This window comes from Kribbella lupini, assembly GCF_039529595.1.
Lineage (GTDB): Bacteria > Actinomycetota > Actinomycetes > Propionibacteriales > Kribbellaceae > Kribbella > Kribbella lupini.
Map to the genome: position 1 here is coordinate 1,154,900 of NZ_BAAANC010000003.1, position 15,463 is coordinate 1,170,362.

The window sequence follows — 15,463 nt, forward strand, 5'->3', positions numbered from 1 at the left end:
GTTGGAGTTTGTTCCCGGTGAGTGGAAAGAAGTCCGCGGCGCCTGATCCGGCGCGCAGTCTGGCCCTGCTCTGGGGCAGTCACAGCAAGCCCGGCCGCTCCGGGCTGACCGTCCGCGCGATCGTCGACGCCGCGATCCAGCTGGCCGACGCCCACGGGCTGGAGTCGGTCTCGATGCGCCAGGTCGCCGAGCAGCTGAAGGCGGGGACGATGTCGCTCTACACGCACGTCCCGGGCAAGGGCGAGCTGACCGACCTGATGTTCGACACCGTGTACGCCGACCTGTACGCCGACGTCGACGAGCCGGCTCAGCAGCCCGGCGGGTGGCGGGCCGGGATGGAGTTCGTCGCACGGCGGAACTGGGAGGTGCTGATGGCGCACCCCTGGATCCACGAGGTTACCGCCGTCCGGAGCGCGCTCGGGCCGAACATCACGTTCAAGTACGAGGCCGAGCTACGGCCGCTGGACGGGCTCGGGCTGGGCGACGTGGAGATGGACTCGGCGCTGGCGCTGATCCTGACCCATGTGCAGGGGACCGCGCGGGCGGCCGCCGAGCACCTGCGGACCCAGCGCGAGAGCGGGCTGACGGATCAGGAGTGGTGGCTCACGACGGGTCCGCTGCTCGATCGGTACATGGCGGGGCTGGCCGATCGGTTCCCGGTGGCTGGGCGCGTCGGGACGGCCACCGGAGAGGAGTTCCAGGCCGCGATGGACGCCGACCACGCGTTCCGGTTCGGGCTGGATCGGATCCTGGACGGCATCCAGTTGCTGATCGACCAGCGCTAGACCGGAATGTGCGCTCCGGTGATCGCGTCGGAGTCGATCAGGAAGCGGATCGCGGTGGCGATCCGGCTGGGCGGGGTCCAGTTGCTGGTGTCGGCGTTCGGCCGGGCCTGGCGGTTGGTCGGGGTGTCGATGGTGCCGGGGAGGATCGTGTTGACCCGGATGTGGTCGGCGGCGTACTCGACGGCCAGGGCGTCGGCGAAGGCGATCACGCCGGCCTTCGAGGTGATGTAACCGGCCGCGCCGGGGAAGGGCTTGAGCGCGCTCTGGCTCGACGTACAGACGATCGCGCCGCCGCCGTTGGCGATCAGGTGCGGGACCGCCGCCTGGGTGATCAGGTACAGCGGGCGGAGGTTGACCGCGAGCTGGCGCTCGAAGTCCTCGACCGGGGTCTCGTGCACGCGCTTGCCGGAGGCGAAGCCGCCGACGAGGTTGACCAGCGCGTGCAGCGGGGCGCTCTCGTCGGAGGTCGCCAACGCGACGACGTCCGCCGCGCCGGCCGGGTCGGAGAGGTCGGCGATGATCGGGGCCAGAGCCTCGTGTGTCCCGAGCGCGGCCAGCGACTGCTCACCACGACCCGGTACGACGACCCGCCAACCGCCCTCGAGCAGCTCGGCGGTGACCGCTCCACCCAACCCACCGGTGCCCCCGGCAACAATCACAGTGCGCGTCATCTCGACAGCCTACTCGGGCAGCGCCAGCGTGCGGCCGGCGTCTCGGGCCGCCTTGATGGATCGGGTGAAGGTGTCCTTGAGCGCCGCGGCCTCGTCGGCGAAGCCCTGGACGACGGCGGTGTCGCCGGCCGGCTCGGTGCGGGCCAGCAGCTCGATGTAGCGGTCGCCGTCCTCCAGCGCCGCCTCCGCACGCAGCGCGGCATCGGCGGAGCGCACACGTCCGGCGTACTGCTCGAGCAGCTCGACCTTCCGCCTGATCGCGTCGACCGAGCGCGACAGCGCACGACGCTGAGGACCGAGTACGGCGTCCAGCTCGGCCGTCGCCATCCCGCGCGCGACCTCCTGCTGCCGCGCCCGGAGCACCGACTGCTCGTGCAGGACCTGACCGATGTCCCACAGCTGCTCGGGCAGGACCAGCTCGTTCTGCATCTCGTCGAGCATGCCGCGCCGGGTGACCGTTGCCTCGAGCACCGTTTTCACCGCGCGCTGCGCCCGGCCGAGCAACTTGGCCGACGGCTCGTCGAAGTCCTCGGCCAGCAGGTACTTCCCGTGCTGCATCCGGACCTGCTTGCGCCCGCGGTCCTCGACCGCGGACCGGACGGCGATGCCGCCCGTCGCGACCACCGCGAGCACGGCCAGCGCGAGCGAGACCCAGGCCGCGGCCGCGGTCGGCAGCGTGATCGCCAGCACGATCACCGCGAGGATCCACCCGCCGACGCAGACGGCGAGCCAGACCAGCATCGTGCCGAACGTGTTGCCGGGCGCCTCCGACCACGACGTACGCCGCTTCGGCCGCGGTTGACCGGCGGGCACGAACAGCTCGGGCCTGCGCTCGAACAACCGGCGTACCTCGTTCGGCACCCCCGGCGCGAACACCGGATCCATCGCCACCTCCCGACCGTCGACGAACGACACTCAGCGTAGCCGCGAGCGCACTGTTTCGAGGCGGACACCCAACCCGTCGAGCACCAGTTGCAACCCGAACTCGAACAACTGCTCCAGGTCGAAGTCGAAATCGAACCCGTCCAGCAGTGCCTCGAACCCGGCCAGCCCTTGTGCCACCGCAGCGAGGCGGTCGGCCTGCCCCTCCGCCCACTCGTCGGCGGTCAGCCCGGTGTCCTGCTCGGCCAGCGCCTCCGGCTCCAGGTTCAGCGCGACTCCACGCACGTACCCGAAGACCGTGATCGCCGCGTACATCGCCGTACTCGGATCGACTCCGAAGCTGCCGACCGCACGCAGTACGGCGTCCGTGTGCGACAACAGACTCGGCAGCAACTGCGGCCGCCCGATCGTGATCGCGCCCGGCAACCACAGATGCTTCCGGTACGCCGCCCACTGCAACCGCGCGGCCGTCTCGATCCCCTCACGCCAGCCGGCTGGTTCGCTCGGCGGGAACGGGAAGTCCGCGATCGCCCGGTCGACCATCTGCAGCACCAGCGCGTCCTTGCCGCCGACGTGCCGGTAAAGGCCCATCGTCGACACCCCCAGCTCACTCGCGATCCGCCGCATCGACAACGCGGCCAGCCCGTCCGCGTCGGCGAGCGTGATCGCCACCCGGACCACCTCTTCGCGGCTCAGCGCCGGCTCGTCCGCCCGGACCGGCGTCCGCTTCGCGGGTCCGACGACCGTGCCGACGCCTGGCCGGGAGTGCACGAGGCCTTCCTGCTGCAGGGTGGTGAGCGCCTTCGTCGCGGTCGCCATCGCGACGCCGTACTCGCGCATCAGCTCGCGCGTCGACGGCACGCGCTCGCCCTGGCCGAGCTCCCCGGTGCTGATCCGCGCCCTGATCCCGGCGGCGATCAGCTGGTACGGCGCTGTCATGCGTTCTCCCTCGAGTGCCCTAGTGCACGTGGACGTCAGCTCAACCGGTCGGGCATCTTGCTGCGTACACCGTACAGCGCACTACCCTCTGGGAGAACACGATGAAGGTACTGATCAGCGGAGCCGGCATCGCCGGACCGGCCCTCGCGTACTGGCTGCAGCGCGCTGGCTTCACCCCGACCGTGGTCGAGCTCGCCCCCGGACCGCGTCCCGGCGGCCAGACCGTCGACGTCCGCGGCGTCGCGCGGGACGTCGTCGAGCGGATGGGCGTGATGCCGGCGGTCAAGGCCCGGCAGCTGCACGAGAAAGGGCTCGCCTACGTGCGCGCCAACGGCAAGCGCGCGGCCGCACTGCCCGCCGAGCTGCTCGACGGCGCCGGCCCGGTCGCCGAGATCGAGATCCTGCGCGGCGACCTCTCCGAGGTGCTGCTCGCGGCGACGCCGGACGTCGAGTACCTGTACGGCGACTCGATCAGCGGCCTGACGCAGTCGGACGACGGCGTCCGGGTGTCGTTCACCGGCGGAGCGACGCGGGACTTCGATCTCGTCGTCGGAGCCGACGGCGTGCACTCGCGGGTCCGCGCGCTCGCGTTCGGGCCGGAGGAGGAGTTCGTGCACCACCTCGGCGGCTACGGCTCGTACTTCACGATCCCGGCGCCCGAGGACCTCGACGGCTGGATGAAGATCCACACCGCGCCCGGCGGCCGCTGGGTCGGCCTGCGCCCCGATCACGACCCGCGGTTCGCTCGCGCGCTGCTGAGCTTCCGCTCGCCGGTGATCCGCTACAACCGGCGTGACGTGTCCGAGCAGAAAGCCCTGCTGCACAAGACGTTCCAGGGCGCGGGCTGGCACGCCCGGGAGATTCTCGACGGGATGGTTGCCGCCGACGACTTCTACTTCGACAGCACCAGCCGGGTCGTCGTACCGGAGTGGTCGCGCGGCCGGGTCGTGCTGCTCGGCGACGCCGGGTACTGCGGCTCGCCGATGGCTGGCCACGGTACGGCGATGTCGCTGGTCGGCGCGTACGTTCTCGCCGGGGAACTGGTTGCCGAGGGCGTCCATCGGCGGGCGTTCGCGGCGTACCAGCGGGTGATGCGCGAGTACGTCGTCCAGCGCAGCGCGCTCCCGCCGGGTGGGATCGCGATGGCGATGCCGCGGACCGCACTCGGGATTCGCGCGCGCGACCTGATGACCGCGACGATGACGTCCCGGCCGTTCCGCGGCGTACTGGCCAAGGCCGCCGCGGCCCAGCCGGACGCGATCGAGCTCGCGGACTACGCCGGGCTCACTGCGGCCCGAGGATGATGTCGGTCACCAGCGGTGCAGCACGTCGGCCCGCGGCGCTGCGCGGGCTCGAAGTCGCTGCCGATGGTGCAGCTGGGGGTCTAGTCGAGCGGGGAGACCCAGTCGGGGTTGCGGCCGAGGAGGGCGAGCAGGGTCTCGAAGTCGCCGGCGTCGCCGGGGACCTTGACCGCGCGCTCGAAGGCGGCGCCGGGGCCGCGACTGGCGTCGGTGTCAGGAATCCGGCGGGCCAGGCTGAGCGCCATCTCGACCATGTCGACCGGCGGGTCGTACGGTACGTCGATCGCCCGCGCCAGGTCCCACGCGTGCACCACGCAGTCGAGCTGGTGGAAGGTCAGCGCCACCCGCCGCGGGAACGTCCCGAACTCGCGCACCTCGATCGGCCGGTCCAGCGCGCCACCGTCGGCGAACGCCTCCGCGACCTTCACGTTGGACCGCCGGTAGGCACCCGCCGGGTTGTCCCCCAGCCGACCACCGTTCCACGTCTGCACAGGAGCCGACCCGTTCGCCGCCGCGGCCGCGAACCCCTCGTTCTCACTCACGATGTGCCGCAGCAACCCCCGCACCGTCCAGTCCGGGCAAGGCGTCGGAAACCACAGCTGCTCGGCCCGAACCTGCATCACCACCTCGCCGAGCACCGCACCAGCCCGCCGATCCAGATCCCGGATGTCCATCCGCGCTCCCTCCCCGTCGACCTGCCTGACCGAGCATAGGCCCGCCCCCACCCGCCGACCCGAAACCGGGCACAGATCCACGGGTTAACCCGCACGCACGCGAACACGACGGGCGCCGGGCGCCGGGCGAAAGGCGGTGGGCGCCGGACGCTGGGCGAAATGCGGTGAGCGAAAGGCGGTGGGCGACAGGCGCTGGGCAGTCGGCGGTGGGCGCCCTCGCGCTGGGCGACAGGCGGTGGGCGACAGGCGCCGCGCGGTGGGCGCTGGGCGCTGGGCGACAGACACTGGGCGGTGGGCGCCGGGCCGTGGCGCCAGGCGCTGGGCGACAGGCCGTGGGCGACAGGCGGTGGGCGACAGGCGCCGCGCGGTGGGCGCTGGGCGACAGGCGCCGCGCGGTGGGCGCCGGGCCGTGGCGCCAGGTGCCGGGCGACAGGCGGTGGGCGACAGGCGGTGGGCGCCGGGCCGTGGCGCCAGGCGCTGGGCGACAGGCGACCGGCGGTGGGCGCCCACAGCCCACGCCGACGCGGCTGCTACTCGTCACCCCACGCTTTTCCGGCCGCAGCGGCCTCAGCCCCCAGCGACCTCACCGGCCGCATCACCACGGACCTTCAGGGGCACAACCAACCCGTACGACGCACAAGTACGCCGTACAGGAAATGCCTGAAGAACCTCAGCCGAGGTCTCGAACTCCAACGGCGAGGTCCTGGTCGATGTTGCGGCCGGCATCCGGGTCCGCAGCAGGCGTCCCCGGGACGGACGTAACCGTGTCCTCGAGGCGAACCGCATCCGGGAGGCGGCGGTAGTCGTTCACAGGCTCGCTCATCGGGACCTCCGGACTCGGCAGCGTGAACCACCAGTGTGCACCAGCAGCGGGTCCTACCATGGTCCCCATGGGCTTCCAGATCGCCAACGAACCCGAGGCCGACCGCGTCCTCGACCAGTACCCGTTCGCCGTGCTCGTCGGGATGATGCTGGACCAGCAGTACGGCATGGAGCACGCGTTCCGCGGCGGCTGGAAGGTGCTGAGCCGGTTCGGCAACCTCGACCCGGCCGCGATCGCCGCCGCCGACCCCGAGGAGTTCAAGGCGCTCTGCAGCACGCCGCCCGCGATCCACCGCTTCCCCGGCTCGATGGCGGCCCGCCTGCAGGAGCTCGCCGCGCTGATCGAGTCCAAGTACGACGGCGACGTCACCCGCCTGTGGACCGAGCCCGACACCGGCAAGGAACTCCTCAAACGAGTCCAGGAACTCCCCGGCTTCGGCAAGCAGAAGGCCCAGATCTTCGTCGCCCTCCTCGCCAAGCAACTCGGCGTCAAGCCCGACGGCTGGGAGGCCGCCGCCGGCGACTACGCCCTGGACGGCTACCGCTCGGTCGCCGACGTGGTGGACGCCGACTCGCTCCTCAAGGTCCGCGAGTACAAGCAAGCCAAGAAGGCCGCAGCCAAAGCAGCCGGCTGACGTCAGCTCTCAGAGTTGAGCTGCGGTACGGCGATCAGCTCGGTAGCGTCCCGGCGTCGTACCGATGATGCCGGTGAACGCCGCGATGAAGCTGCTGGGGTTGGCCCATCCGCAGGCGGTCGCGGTGTGCGTGGTGTCGTGGCCGTCGGCCAGCAGTACGAGCGCGTGGTAGATGCGTAGCTGCGTGCGCCACTCGTAGAAGGTCATGCCGAGTTCGGCGTGGAACAACCGACTGAGCGTGCGGCTGCTCGCTCCGATCGAGGTCCCGAGCTCAGCCAGCGTGGCGTTGTCGGCCGGCGTCTCGTACAGCCTCCGGGTGACGGCTTGCAGCCGGTCGTCGCGAGGCTCCGGCAGATGCAGCGGCTGTTCGGGTGCTTCGCGAAGTTCGTCGACGAGCACTCGTACCAGGCGAGCACGCGCGGTCTGGCTGTAGCCAGGCGTGGCGTGGTCGTAATTGCGAGGGCCGGTCAGCGCGAGCAGCAGTTCGCGGGCGAGACCGGACGTCTGGAACACGGCGGGATGCTCCGGTACGAGCCGGGCCATGGATGGCGCAAGGAAGACGATCCGCATGTCCGTGTCGCCGTGAGCGCGGTGGTAGTGCGTGAACCCGGCGGGGGTCCAGGCGACCCGGTTCGCGGGAACGATCGACGTACCGCGCTCGGTGTGAACTGCCAGGACACCGCCGGCTGCATAGACCAGGTGGCCCCTGCTGTGGGACTGCACCGCGCTGGTCCCGCCGGACGGCCACAGGTGCCGACCGCCGGAGGGCCAGATCTCTGACGTCGCACCGGCGGCCTGAGATTGGCGGGGAACAGGCATCAGTTGGCATTTTAGCGGTAGCGAGCCATGCCTCGAGCTGGCGAGACTTCAGGTCACGGCTTGCGACAGAAGGAGAACACCATGACGACCTACGTCCTCGTCCCCGGCGCCTGGAAGGGTTCCTGGGCCTTCGACGCAGTGGTCCCATTGCTGGAGCGCGACGGTCACGCCGTCCACGCACTGACCCTGACCGGTCTGCGGCCGGACGACGACACCGCGGCGGTCGCGACCGCCAACCTCGACACGCACGCGGACGACGTACTGCGGCACCTCGACCACCACCAGCTCGACGACGTCACCCTGGTCGGCCACAGCTACGCCGGGATGGTGATCGCCGCCGCCGCCGACCGCGCCGGCGGCCGGATCTCCCGCCTGGTGCACCTCGACGCCTACGTACCGCGCGACGGCGAGTCGTGCTGGTCGGCGACGAACGACCACTTCCGGCAGGTGTTCGCTTCCGGCGCCGCGACCACCGGGTACGCCGTCCAGCCCCCGGCCGGCGGCGACCCCCGCCGCCGCCCCCACCCCCTCGCCGCGTTCCTGCAAACGATCAGGCTCACCGGCGCCTTCGCCCAAGTCCCCCGACGCGAGTTCGTCTACTGCTCAGGCTGGGAGGACCGCACCCCCTTCGCCGCCCTCCGCACCCGCCTCGAAGCAGATCCCGAGTGGCAGGTCCACGACCTCCCCACCGCCCACAACGCCATGCACGAGTCCCCCGAGTCCGTCGCCGCAATCCTCCTCGACGAACACGAGTCAGCCCTGCAACCCACCAATCGCGCTCACCGCGCGCCCTGACTTAGGACACACCCACTCCGGACCGCCCTCGGCGAGCCTCGCCTCCAACGGATGCGACCCCGGATGCTCCCCACACTCCGGCCAACTCGCCGGCCGCCCCAACCGCCCCAACTCTTCCAGCACAAACTCCTGCACCTGATCGGCCACATGCACCACCCGCTCGGCCGACCCCATCTCCAAGGGCGCCGACAGCCCCGTCCGCGCCCTGCGCCCGGACAACATCCACACCGACTCGTACCCGTAGAGGTTGTCCACCGGCTCATCCAGCACCCGCAGCGTCAACCCACCCGTCCGCTCCAGATCCCGAACCACCAGCCCCAACGCATCCGCCAAGGAGATCTGCACACGGCAAGCCTACGGACGGCGGTGCAGCACCTCAGTAACGTGCCAGAAGTCGCGAAGCCCGGCATCTGCCTGACCAGCGTCGGGCCTCGCCTACCTCAGCTACCAGCACAGGGTCACCAGAAAGCCAGCAGCAACCAGAGACACTGTTCTTTGTACTTCTACGGCTTCGTCGTGCGCGTTCTCCACAGCAGGTACACGAAGTACGGCGCGCCGATCATCGCGGTGAGTAGGCCCGCGGGAATCTGTGCCGGGGCCAGCAGGGTGCGGCCGAGGCTGTCGGCTACTGAGACGAGGACGGCGCCTAGGAGAGCTGCCACTGGGAGGAGGCGCGAGTGGCGGCCGCCGACCAGAGCTCGGGCCGCGTGCGGGGCGACCAGGCCTACGAAGCCGACGACTCCGATGGCTGAGACCGCGGCTGACGTCAACAACGCGGACGCGGCCAACGCCAGCAGGCGGGTGCGTTCGAGGCGGACGCCGAGGATTCTCGGGACGTCGTCGTCCAAAGACAGGAGGTCGAGCTCGCGGCGGGCCAGCACGACTACCGGAGTCAGAACGAGCAGCGCCGCGGTCACCGGGATGACCTGGGGAAGCGTGCGGCCGTACGTACTGCCCGACAACCACGTCATCGCCATCGTGATGTTCCACGGGTTGGTGTACACGATGACGAAGGTGATGATCGCGGTCGTCGCCGAGCTGACGCCGACCCCGATCAGCACCAGCCGGTCGGAACTGAGCCCACCCCTCCAGGAGACCAGATAGACCAGCGCGAAAGTGCCCAGCGCCGCCGCGGAGGCGACGCCGGACAGGAGCCAGATGCCGGCCGTGGGCACGACCATCAGCGTGACGACGGCGCCGACGCCGGCACCACCGGTGATGCCGAGGATGCCCGGCTCGGCCAGCGGATTGCGGCACACGGCCTGAACGGTCGCACCAGCGATCGCCAGAGCCGCACCACACAAGACAGCCGACAACACCCGCGGGAAACGCTGATCGAGGACGTAAGTGATTGCCCGGCCAGACCGCCCGTTGATCCAGTTCGCGATATCGCCGGTCCGCAGGAACGCATCACCGGAAAGCATCGCGAACACCACCGCACCGACCAGCAGCACGGCCAGCACACCAACGACGATCCAGAACGTCCGCAGGCTGCGCAGCCCGGACGATGCGCCGGCCGGCGTACGGCTGGGGCCTGAGTCGCGGTACCGACGCGCCAGCCACACCAGCACGATCGCGCCGACGAGCATCGTCATGATGCCGGTCGGAATCTCGACCCCGGCCTGCCCACCGAGCACAGCCCGCAGTACGACGTCCGCCGCGAGCACCACCAAGATCCCCGACAGCCCGGACAGCGGCAGCAGCACCCGGTGCCGCATCAGCCCCGGCACCAACGGCGCCACCAGCCGCACGAGCACCGGCGCGACCAACCCGACGAAGCCGACCGGCCCGGCCACCGTCACAGCGGCCGCCGACAACATCACCGTGACGAGCGTGATCAACACCCGAGTACGCCGTACGCGCACTCCAAGGACCGCCGCGGTGTCGTCGCCCAACGACAGGATGTCGAGCCGCGACGCCAGCCAGAGCGCCGCGACCAGACTGATCGCGACGATCGGCGCCATCTGGCCGACGGCGTCGAGATCGGTCTGGACGAGCGTCCCACTCCCCCACGCGAAGGTCCCGATCGTCTCCTCGCGCCGCAGCAGCATCAGCAGCGTCGTCACTCCCGACAACGCCATCGCCACCGCGGACCCGGCGAGAATCAACCGCGTCGGCCCGGACGTCCCACCGGCAGACAAAGCGAGCACCAGTACGGCGGCCGCCAGCCCGCCCGCGAACGCGACCCCGCCCGCCGGCAGCACCGGCAGGTTGATCCCGAACGCGGCGACAACCACGACGGCCAAGTACGCGCCGGCGTTGACGCCGAGCGTGTCCGGCGACGCGAGCGGGTTGCGCGCGAGCGACTGCAGCCCCGCGCCGGCGACGCCGAGCGCGAGGCCGACCAGTACGCCGGCCAGCAGCCGCGGCAGCCGGGACGCGACCAGGACGTTGGCCGAGTCGTCGCTGCCCTGGCCGATCACCAGCCGGAGCAGGTCTCCGGCGCCGACCGACGAGGTCCCCTGCGTCAGGTGCACGCCGGCCAGGACGACGACCGCGGCCAGCGCGATGACGAACACCCCGGCGACGCGGATCCGTCGTACCGGCTGGAGCGCTTCGGCGACCTGGGGCCGCTCGGTGGTGAGCTGGGTCAAGAGGTGACTGCCTGCACCGTGGCGTCGATGAACTGCTCGGTCGACTTCGGTCCGCCGAACATCCAGATCCCGTCGGACAGGCGGTGCACGCTGTTGGACTTCACGAACGGCAGGTTCTTCCAGATCGCGTTCTTCGCCAGGTCGCCGCCGAACACGTCACCGCCGTCGGCGGTCGAGGCGATGTACAGGAAGCTGCCGTCGCCGAGCTTGGTCAGGCCCTCGACGTCGGTCTGCGCCAGGCCGTAGTCGGGGTCGCCCTCACCGGTCCAGTTGTTCTTCAGGCCGAGCTCGCCGGCCACCGCGCCGAGCAGCGATCCCTTGGTGAACATCCGGATCGAGATCGTGCTGCCCTGCTTGTACCCGTCGGCCATCGTGAAGCCCTCGCCGGCCTTGCCCGCGTCGGCGATCTTCTTCTTGCCGTCGGCAACGGCCTGGTCGAATGCGGCGTTCGCCTCGGCGGCCTCCTTGGACTTGCCGATCGCGGCGCCGACCAGCTCGAGGTTCTTCTTCATCTGCGGGATCGCGTTCTTGGCGTCCGCGCCCCGGACGACGAGGACCGGCGCGGCCTTCTCCAGCTGCATGATCGTGTTCGCGGCCTCGTCGGTGGTGGTGATGATCAGATCGGGGTTGAGGGCAACGATCGCGTCGACGCTGGACTCACCGCGGGTCCCGACGTCCTTGACTCCGGCATCGAGTTTCGCCGCGGTCACCCAGGTGGTGTAGCCCTTCACGTCGGCGACGCCGACCGGCTGGACGCCGAGGGTGATCAGGTTCTCGACCACGCCCCACTCCAGGCCGACGACCTTGGCCGCGGGCTTGGGCAGGTCGATCTTCTTGTTCCGCGCGTCGGTGATCGAGACCGGCTGAGCAGTGGCGGACTGGTCGGCGGCCTGCGGCTCGGTCGGCTCACTGGTGCCGCAGGCGGTCAGGGCGAGCAGCAGGCTCGCGGCCAGGACGGTGACTCTTCTCATCGGGTCCTCAGATGTCTTGAAGGATGTGCCGGTGCAGGTGCCTGCCGACCGGCTGCGTGCTGATCCGCCCGGTGGCCGGGTCGGTGCTGACGTCGATCCGGATCCCGTAGGTCTCGGTCAACGTGTCCGCCTGCAGGACCTCGGCCGGCGTACCGGTGGACCGGACCCGCCCTCGGTCGAGCAGGACGATGCGGTCGGCCACGTCGGCCGCCTGGTTCAGGTCGTGCAGTACGACGCCGACGGCCACGCCGTGCTCGTCGGCGAGCTCGCGCATCAGGTCGAGGATCTCGATCTGGTAGCGCAGGTCGAGGAAGGTGGTCGGCTCGTCGAGCAGCAGGACGCCGGTGTCCTGCGCCAGGCAGGTGGCCAGCCACACGCGCTGCAGCTCACCACCGGACAGTTCGTCGACGGCGCGCTCGGCCATGCCGGTGACACCAGTGACGTCCATCGCGTGCTCTATCGCCGCGTTGCCGTCGGGGTCGTCGTTGCGCCAGCGCCCGCGGTACGGGTGCCGGCCGTAGCCGACCACGTCCCGCACGCTCACGCCGTTCGGCGTCGGCCGCGACTGCGAGAGCAAGGTCACCTTCCGCGCGAAGTCCTTCTGCGACAGCGCGAGCGCGTCCTCGCCGTCGGCGAACCGCACGGTCCCGGCGTCCGGCTTGTGCAGCCGAGCCATCGCCCGCAGCAGCGTCGACTTCCCACTCCCGTTGGGCCCCACCAGCGCGGTCACCCCCGCCGGCTCGATCCCCAGCGCGGCGTCGTCCACCACCAGTCGCCCGTGGTACCCCAGCCGCAACCCGGCGCCCGCCAGCCCCACTGACCCTCGCATGGAGCAGAGGATAGCCTTACCTAACCCAGCCTGTCAGCTTCGCAGACCGTGATCAAGCCTGCACAGCAAGGCACCTCTTACAGCTTGGCGGCCAGGCGGGTGCCTTGTTCTATGGCTCGTTTGGCGTCCAGTTCTGCGGCTACGTCGGCGCCGCCGATGACGTGAACCGATTGGCCGCGGGCGCTGAGGGCTTGGGCCAAGTCGTTGACGGATTCCTGGCCGGCGCAGATCACCACGTTGTCTACCGCGAGGGTGCGGGGGTTTTCGTGTTTGGGGCCGAAGGTGATGTGGAGGCCCTCGTCGTCGATGCGTTCGTAGTTGACGGCTCGGAGTTGGGTGACCTGTTTGTTCTTCAGGGCGGCTCGGTGGACCCAGCCGGTGGTCTTGCCGAGGCCGGTGCCGATCTTGCCGGGTTTGCGTTGGAGGAGGTAGACCTCTCGGGGCGAGGGGTCGGGGTGGGCTTCAATCAGGCCGGCTCGGTCTTCGACGGGGTTGCCTACGCCCCACTCGGACTTCCACAGGGCCAGGTCGAGGGTGGGTGAGGCGTCCGTGGTGAGGAATTCGGTGACGTCGACGCCGATGCCGCCGGCGCCGATGACGGCGACCGAGCGGCCTACCGGGCGTTGGCCGCGGACCAGTTCGGCGTACGAGAGGACGCTGGGGTGGTCGATGCCGGGGATCGCCGGGATGCGCGGGACCACGCCGGTGGCGATGATCACCTCGTCGAAGCCTGCGAGGTCTTCGGGGGTGGCTCGGTGGCCGAGGTGGAGTTTGACGCCGGTGAGGTCGAGGCGGCGGCGGTAGTAGCGGATCGTCTCGGCGAACTCCTCCTTGCCGGGGATGCGGCGGGCGATGCCGAACTGGCCGCCGATCTCGTCGTCGGCTTCGAAGAGTTCGACGGCGTGCCCGCGCTCGGCGGCCGTGACGGCAGCCGACAGTCCCGCGGGGCCCGCGCCGACGACCGCGATCTTCTTCGTACGCCGGGTTGGCAGCAGCACCAGCTCAGTCTCGCGGGCCGCGCGGGGGTTGACCATGCAGCTGGCCGGCTTCTTCGCGAAGACGTGGTCCAGGCAGGCCTGGTTGCAGGCGATGCACACGTTGATCTCGTCGGCGCGAGACTGCGTTGCCTTGAGCACCCATTCCGGGTCGGCCAGGAAAGGCCGGGCCAGGCTGACCAGGTCGGCGTCGCCGCGGGCGAGGACCTCCTCGGCGACCTGCGGCAGGTTGATCCGGTTCGAGGTGACGACCGGGATGTTCACGTACGGCCGGAAGGCGGCGGTGACGGGGGTGAAGGCGGCCCGCGGGACCGACGTGACGATCGTCGGGACGCGCGCTTCGTGCCAGCCGATGCCGGTGTTGATGATCGACGCGCCGGCGGCTTCGATCTCCTTGCCCAGAGCAATCACCTCGGCCCAGGTCTGGCCGCCCTCGACCAGATCGGCCATCGAGAGCCGGTAGATGATCAGGAACGACGGCCCGACCCGTTCCCGCGTACGGCGGACGATCTCGACGGCCAGCCGGCGACGGTTCTCGGGCGAGCCGCCCCAGCGGTCGGTCCGCCGATTGGTGCGCTCGGCAAGGAACTGGTTGATGAAGTAGCCCTCGGAGCCCATGATCTCGACGCCGTCGTACCCGGCCTCCTGCGCGAGCGCCGCGCACTCGACGTACGCGTCGATCTGCTTCCGGACGCCGCGGTCGGACAGCGCGCGCGGGCGGAACGGGTTGATCGGCGCCTTCAGCGCGGACGCGGAGACGCTGAACGGGTGGTACGCGTAGCGCCCGGCGTGCAGGATCTGCAGCGCGATCCGGCCGCCCTCGGCGTGCACGGCGTCGGTCACGATCCGGTGCTTGCGCGCTTGCCGGCGCGAGGTCAGCCGGGAGCCGAAGGGCGTGAGCCAGCCGGTCCGGTTCGGGGCGTAGCCGCCGGTGACGATCAGGCCGACGCCGCCGCGCGCGCGTTCGGCGAAGTACGCCGCGAGCTTCGGCAGGTCGCGCGCCCGGTCCTCGAGACCGGTGTGCATCGAGCCCATGATCACCCGGTTGGGCAGCGTCACGTGGCCGAGATCGAGCGGCGCCAGCAACGTCGGGTACGCGGAGTCGTTCATCGGGGGCCTTCCGATCGCAGGGCCTGGAGGACCTCGTCGCACCAGTCGGTGAACGACTGCTCGGCGCGGATTCCACCGCGAAGCACGAGGTACTGATGCAGTTCACGCCCCGACAGCGTCGAGGGCTTCGGGAAGTCACGCCGCTGGATCGCCTGGTACGCCGCCAGCCGCGCGGCGTGCTCGTCGCGGTGCCGCTCGACCTCACGCCGTACGGCGTCCAGGTCGCCCAGGGACGCGCCGCGCAGCTTCACGCCCAGCTCGTCGCGCAGCATGGTCGGCTCGACCGGCTCGGCCAGCCAGCGGGTGAGCTCGGCGCGCCCGGCGTCGGCGACCCGGTAGACCTTCTTGTCGGGCCGGCCCTCCTGCGCGACGTCGGTGTGGGTGACCCAGCCGGCCTCTTCCATCCGCCGCAGCACCCGGTAGATCTGCTGGTGCGTCGCCGCCCAGAAGAACCCGATCGACCGGTCGAACCGGCGGGCCAGCTCGTACCCGGACCCCTCCCGCTCGCTGAGCGAGACCAGCAGCGCGTGCTCGAGCGCCATCGCGACCACCTCCTGACTCCGCCAGCGTATCTATGCAACTGGTTGCACTGCACCTGATTGCAGCACACGTCACAGCGGCGGAACACCCGGTACGAAAGA

The 15,463-nt window shown here is 70.5% G+C and carries 16 protein-coding genes; 4 read left to right on the forward strand and 12 right to left on the reverse strand.

Going from position 1 to position 15,463, the window contains the following annotated elements:
* Positions 1 to 17: 17 nt before the first annotated feature.
* Positions 18 to 785 carry a TetR/AcrR family transcriptional regulator gene (locus ABD235_RS31730; RefSeq protein ID WP_344180871.1) on the forward strand — a complete coding sequence of 256 codons (768 nt, stop codon included), beginning with the start codon at positions 18 to 20 and terminating at the stop codon, positions 783 to 785.
* On the opposite strand, the gene ABD235_RS31735 is transcribed toward ABD235_RS31730, so the two are convergent.
* The 3 genes from ABD235_RS31735 to ABD235_RS31745 are packed head-to-tail and all read right to left on the reverse strand — an operon-like array spanning position 782 to position 3,277.
* The gene (locus tag ABD235_RS31735; protein WP_344180873.1) at positions 782 to 1,456 is read right to left on the reverse strand and encodes an SDR family NAD(P)-dependent oxidoreductase; all 675 of its coding nucleotides are present in this window, start codon (positions 1,454 to 1,456) and stop codon (positions 782 to 784) included. The genes ABD235_RS31730 and ABD235_RS31735 overlap by 4 nt on opposite strands.
* 9 nt (positions 1,457 to 1,465) lie before the next feature.
* The gene (locus tag ABD235_RS31740; RefSeq protein WP_344181356.1) at positions 1,466 to 2,341 is read right to left on the reverse strand and encodes a hypothetical protein; all 876 of its coding nucleotides are present in this window, start codon (positions 2,339 to 2,341) and stop codon (positions 1,466 to 1,468) included.
* 30 nt (positions 2,342 to 2,371) lie between these two features.
* Entirely contained in the window at positions 2,372 to 3,277 is a 906-nt protein-coding gene (locus ABD235_RS31745; RefSeq protein WP_344180875.1) for a GntR family transcriptional regulator, read from the reverse strand.
* Between the two features lie 101 nt (positions 3,278 to 3,378).
* Here ABD235_RS31745 and ABD235_RS31750 point away from each other — a divergent pair, with 101 nt between their 5' ends.
* Positions 3,379 to 4,581 (forward strand): FAD-dependent monooxygenase, encoded by a 1,203-nt coding sequence (locus ABD235_RS31750; protein ID WP_344180877.1) that lies wholly within the window; start codon positions 3,379 to 3,381, stop codon positions 4,579 to 4,581.
* 80 nt (positions 4,582 to 4,661) lie between these two features.
* Here the strand turns inward: ABD235_RS31750 and ABD235_RS31755 are convergent, their stop codons facing one another.
* Both ABD235_RS31755 and ABD235_RS31760 read right to left on the reverse strand, forming a co-directional pair.
* Positions 4,662 to 5,252 carry a TIGR03086 family metal-binding protein gene (locus tag ABD235_RS31755; RefSeq protein ID WP_344180879.1) on the reverse strand — a complete coding sequence of 197 codons (591 nt, stop codon included), beginning with the start codon at positions 5,250 to 5,252 and terminating at the stop codon, positions 4,662 to 4,664.
* Between the two features lie 670 nt (positions 5,253 to 5,922).
* Positions 5,923 to 6,075 carry a hypothetical protein gene (locus ABD235_RS31760; protein ID WP_344180881.1) on the reverse strand — a complete coding sequence of 51 codons (153 nt, stop codon included), beginning with the start codon at positions 6,073 to 6,075 and terminating at the stop codon, positions 5,923 to 5,925.
* Between the two features lie 67 nt (positions 6,076 to 6,142).
* Between ABD235_RS31760 and ABD235_RS31765 the strand changes: the two genes are divergently transcribed.
* Positions 6,143 to 6,709, forward strand: a complete 567-nt coding sequence (locus ABD235_RS31765; RefSeq protein ID WP_344180883.1) for an HhH-GPD-type base excision DNA repair protein — start codon at positions 6,143 to 6,145, stop codon at positions 6,707 to 6,709.
* A 9-nt stretch (positions 6,710 to 6,718) separates the two neighbouring features.
* Here the strand turns inward: ABD235_RS31765 and ABD235_RS31770 are convergent, their stop codons facing one another.
* The gene (locus ABD235_RS31770; RefSeq protein ID WP_344180885.1) at positions 6,719 to 7,528 is read right to left on the reverse strand and encodes an AraC family transcriptional regulator; all 810 of its coding nucleotides are present in this window, start codon (positions 7,526 to 7,528) and stop codon (positions 6,719 to 6,721) included.
* Between the two features lie 81 nt (positions 7,529 to 7,609).
* Between ABD235_RS31770 and ABD235_RS31775 the strand changes: the two genes are divergently transcribed.
* Positions 7,610 to 8,323 carry an alpha/beta fold hydrolase gene (locus ABD235_RS31775; protein WP_344180887.1) on the forward strand — a complete coding sequence of 238 codons (714 nt, stop codon included), beginning with the start codon at positions 7,610 to 7,612 and terminating at the stop codon, positions 8,321 to 8,323.
* Here the strand turns inward: ABD235_RS31775 and ABD235_RS31780 are convergent.
* From ABD235_RS31780 to ABD235_RS31805, 6 genes are all read right to left on the reverse strand, one after another.
* The gene (locus tag ABD235_RS31780; RefSeq protein WP_344180889.1) at positions 8,282 to 8,668 is read right to left on the reverse strand and encodes a hypothetical protein; all 387 of its coding nucleotides are present in this window, start codon (positions 8,666 to 8,668) and stop codon (positions 8,282 to 8,284) included. The two genes, ABD235_RS31775 and ABD235_RS31780, sit on opposite strands and share 42 nt — an antisense overlap.
* A 158-nt stretch (positions 8,669 to 8,826) precedes the next feature.
* Complete coding sequence (locus ABD235_RS31785) at positions 8,827 to 10,917, reverse strand: iron ABC transporter permease (RefSeq protein WP_344180891.1); 2,091 nt, start codon at positions 10,915 to 10,917, stop codon at positions 8,827 to 8,829.
* On the reverse strand, positions 10,914 to 11,888 hold the full coding sequence (locus ABD235_RS31790) for an ABC transporter substrate-binding protein (protein WP_344180892.1): 975 nt from the start codon (positions 11,886 to 11,888) through the stop codon (positions 10,914 to 10,916). Before ABD235_RS31790 ends, ABD235_RS31785 begins: the two co-directional genes overlap by 4 nt.
* A gap of 7 nt (positions 11,889 to 11,895) precedes the next feature.
* On the reverse strand, positions 11,896 to 12,717 hold the full coding sequence (locus ABD235_RS31795; protein ID WP_344180894.1) for an ABC transporter ATP-binding protein: 822 nt from the start codon (positions 12,715 to 12,717) through the stop codon (positions 11,896 to 11,898).
* Between the two features lie 77 nt (positions 12,718 to 12,794).
* Entirely contained in the window at positions 12,795 to 14,822 is a 2,028-nt protein-coding gene (locus ABD235_RS31800; protein WP_344180897.1) for an oxidoreductase, read from the reverse strand.
* The gene (locus tag ABD235_RS31805) at positions 14,819 to 15,364 is read right to left on the reverse strand and encodes a PadR family transcriptional regulator (protein ID WP_344180899.1); all 546 of its coding nucleotides are present in this window, start codon (positions 15,362 to 15,364) and stop codon (positions 14,819 to 14,821) included. The genes ABD235_RS31800 and ABD235_RS31805 overlap by 4 nt, the downstream gene beginning before the upstream one ends.
* Positions 15,365 to 15,463: the final 99 nt, after the last annotated feature.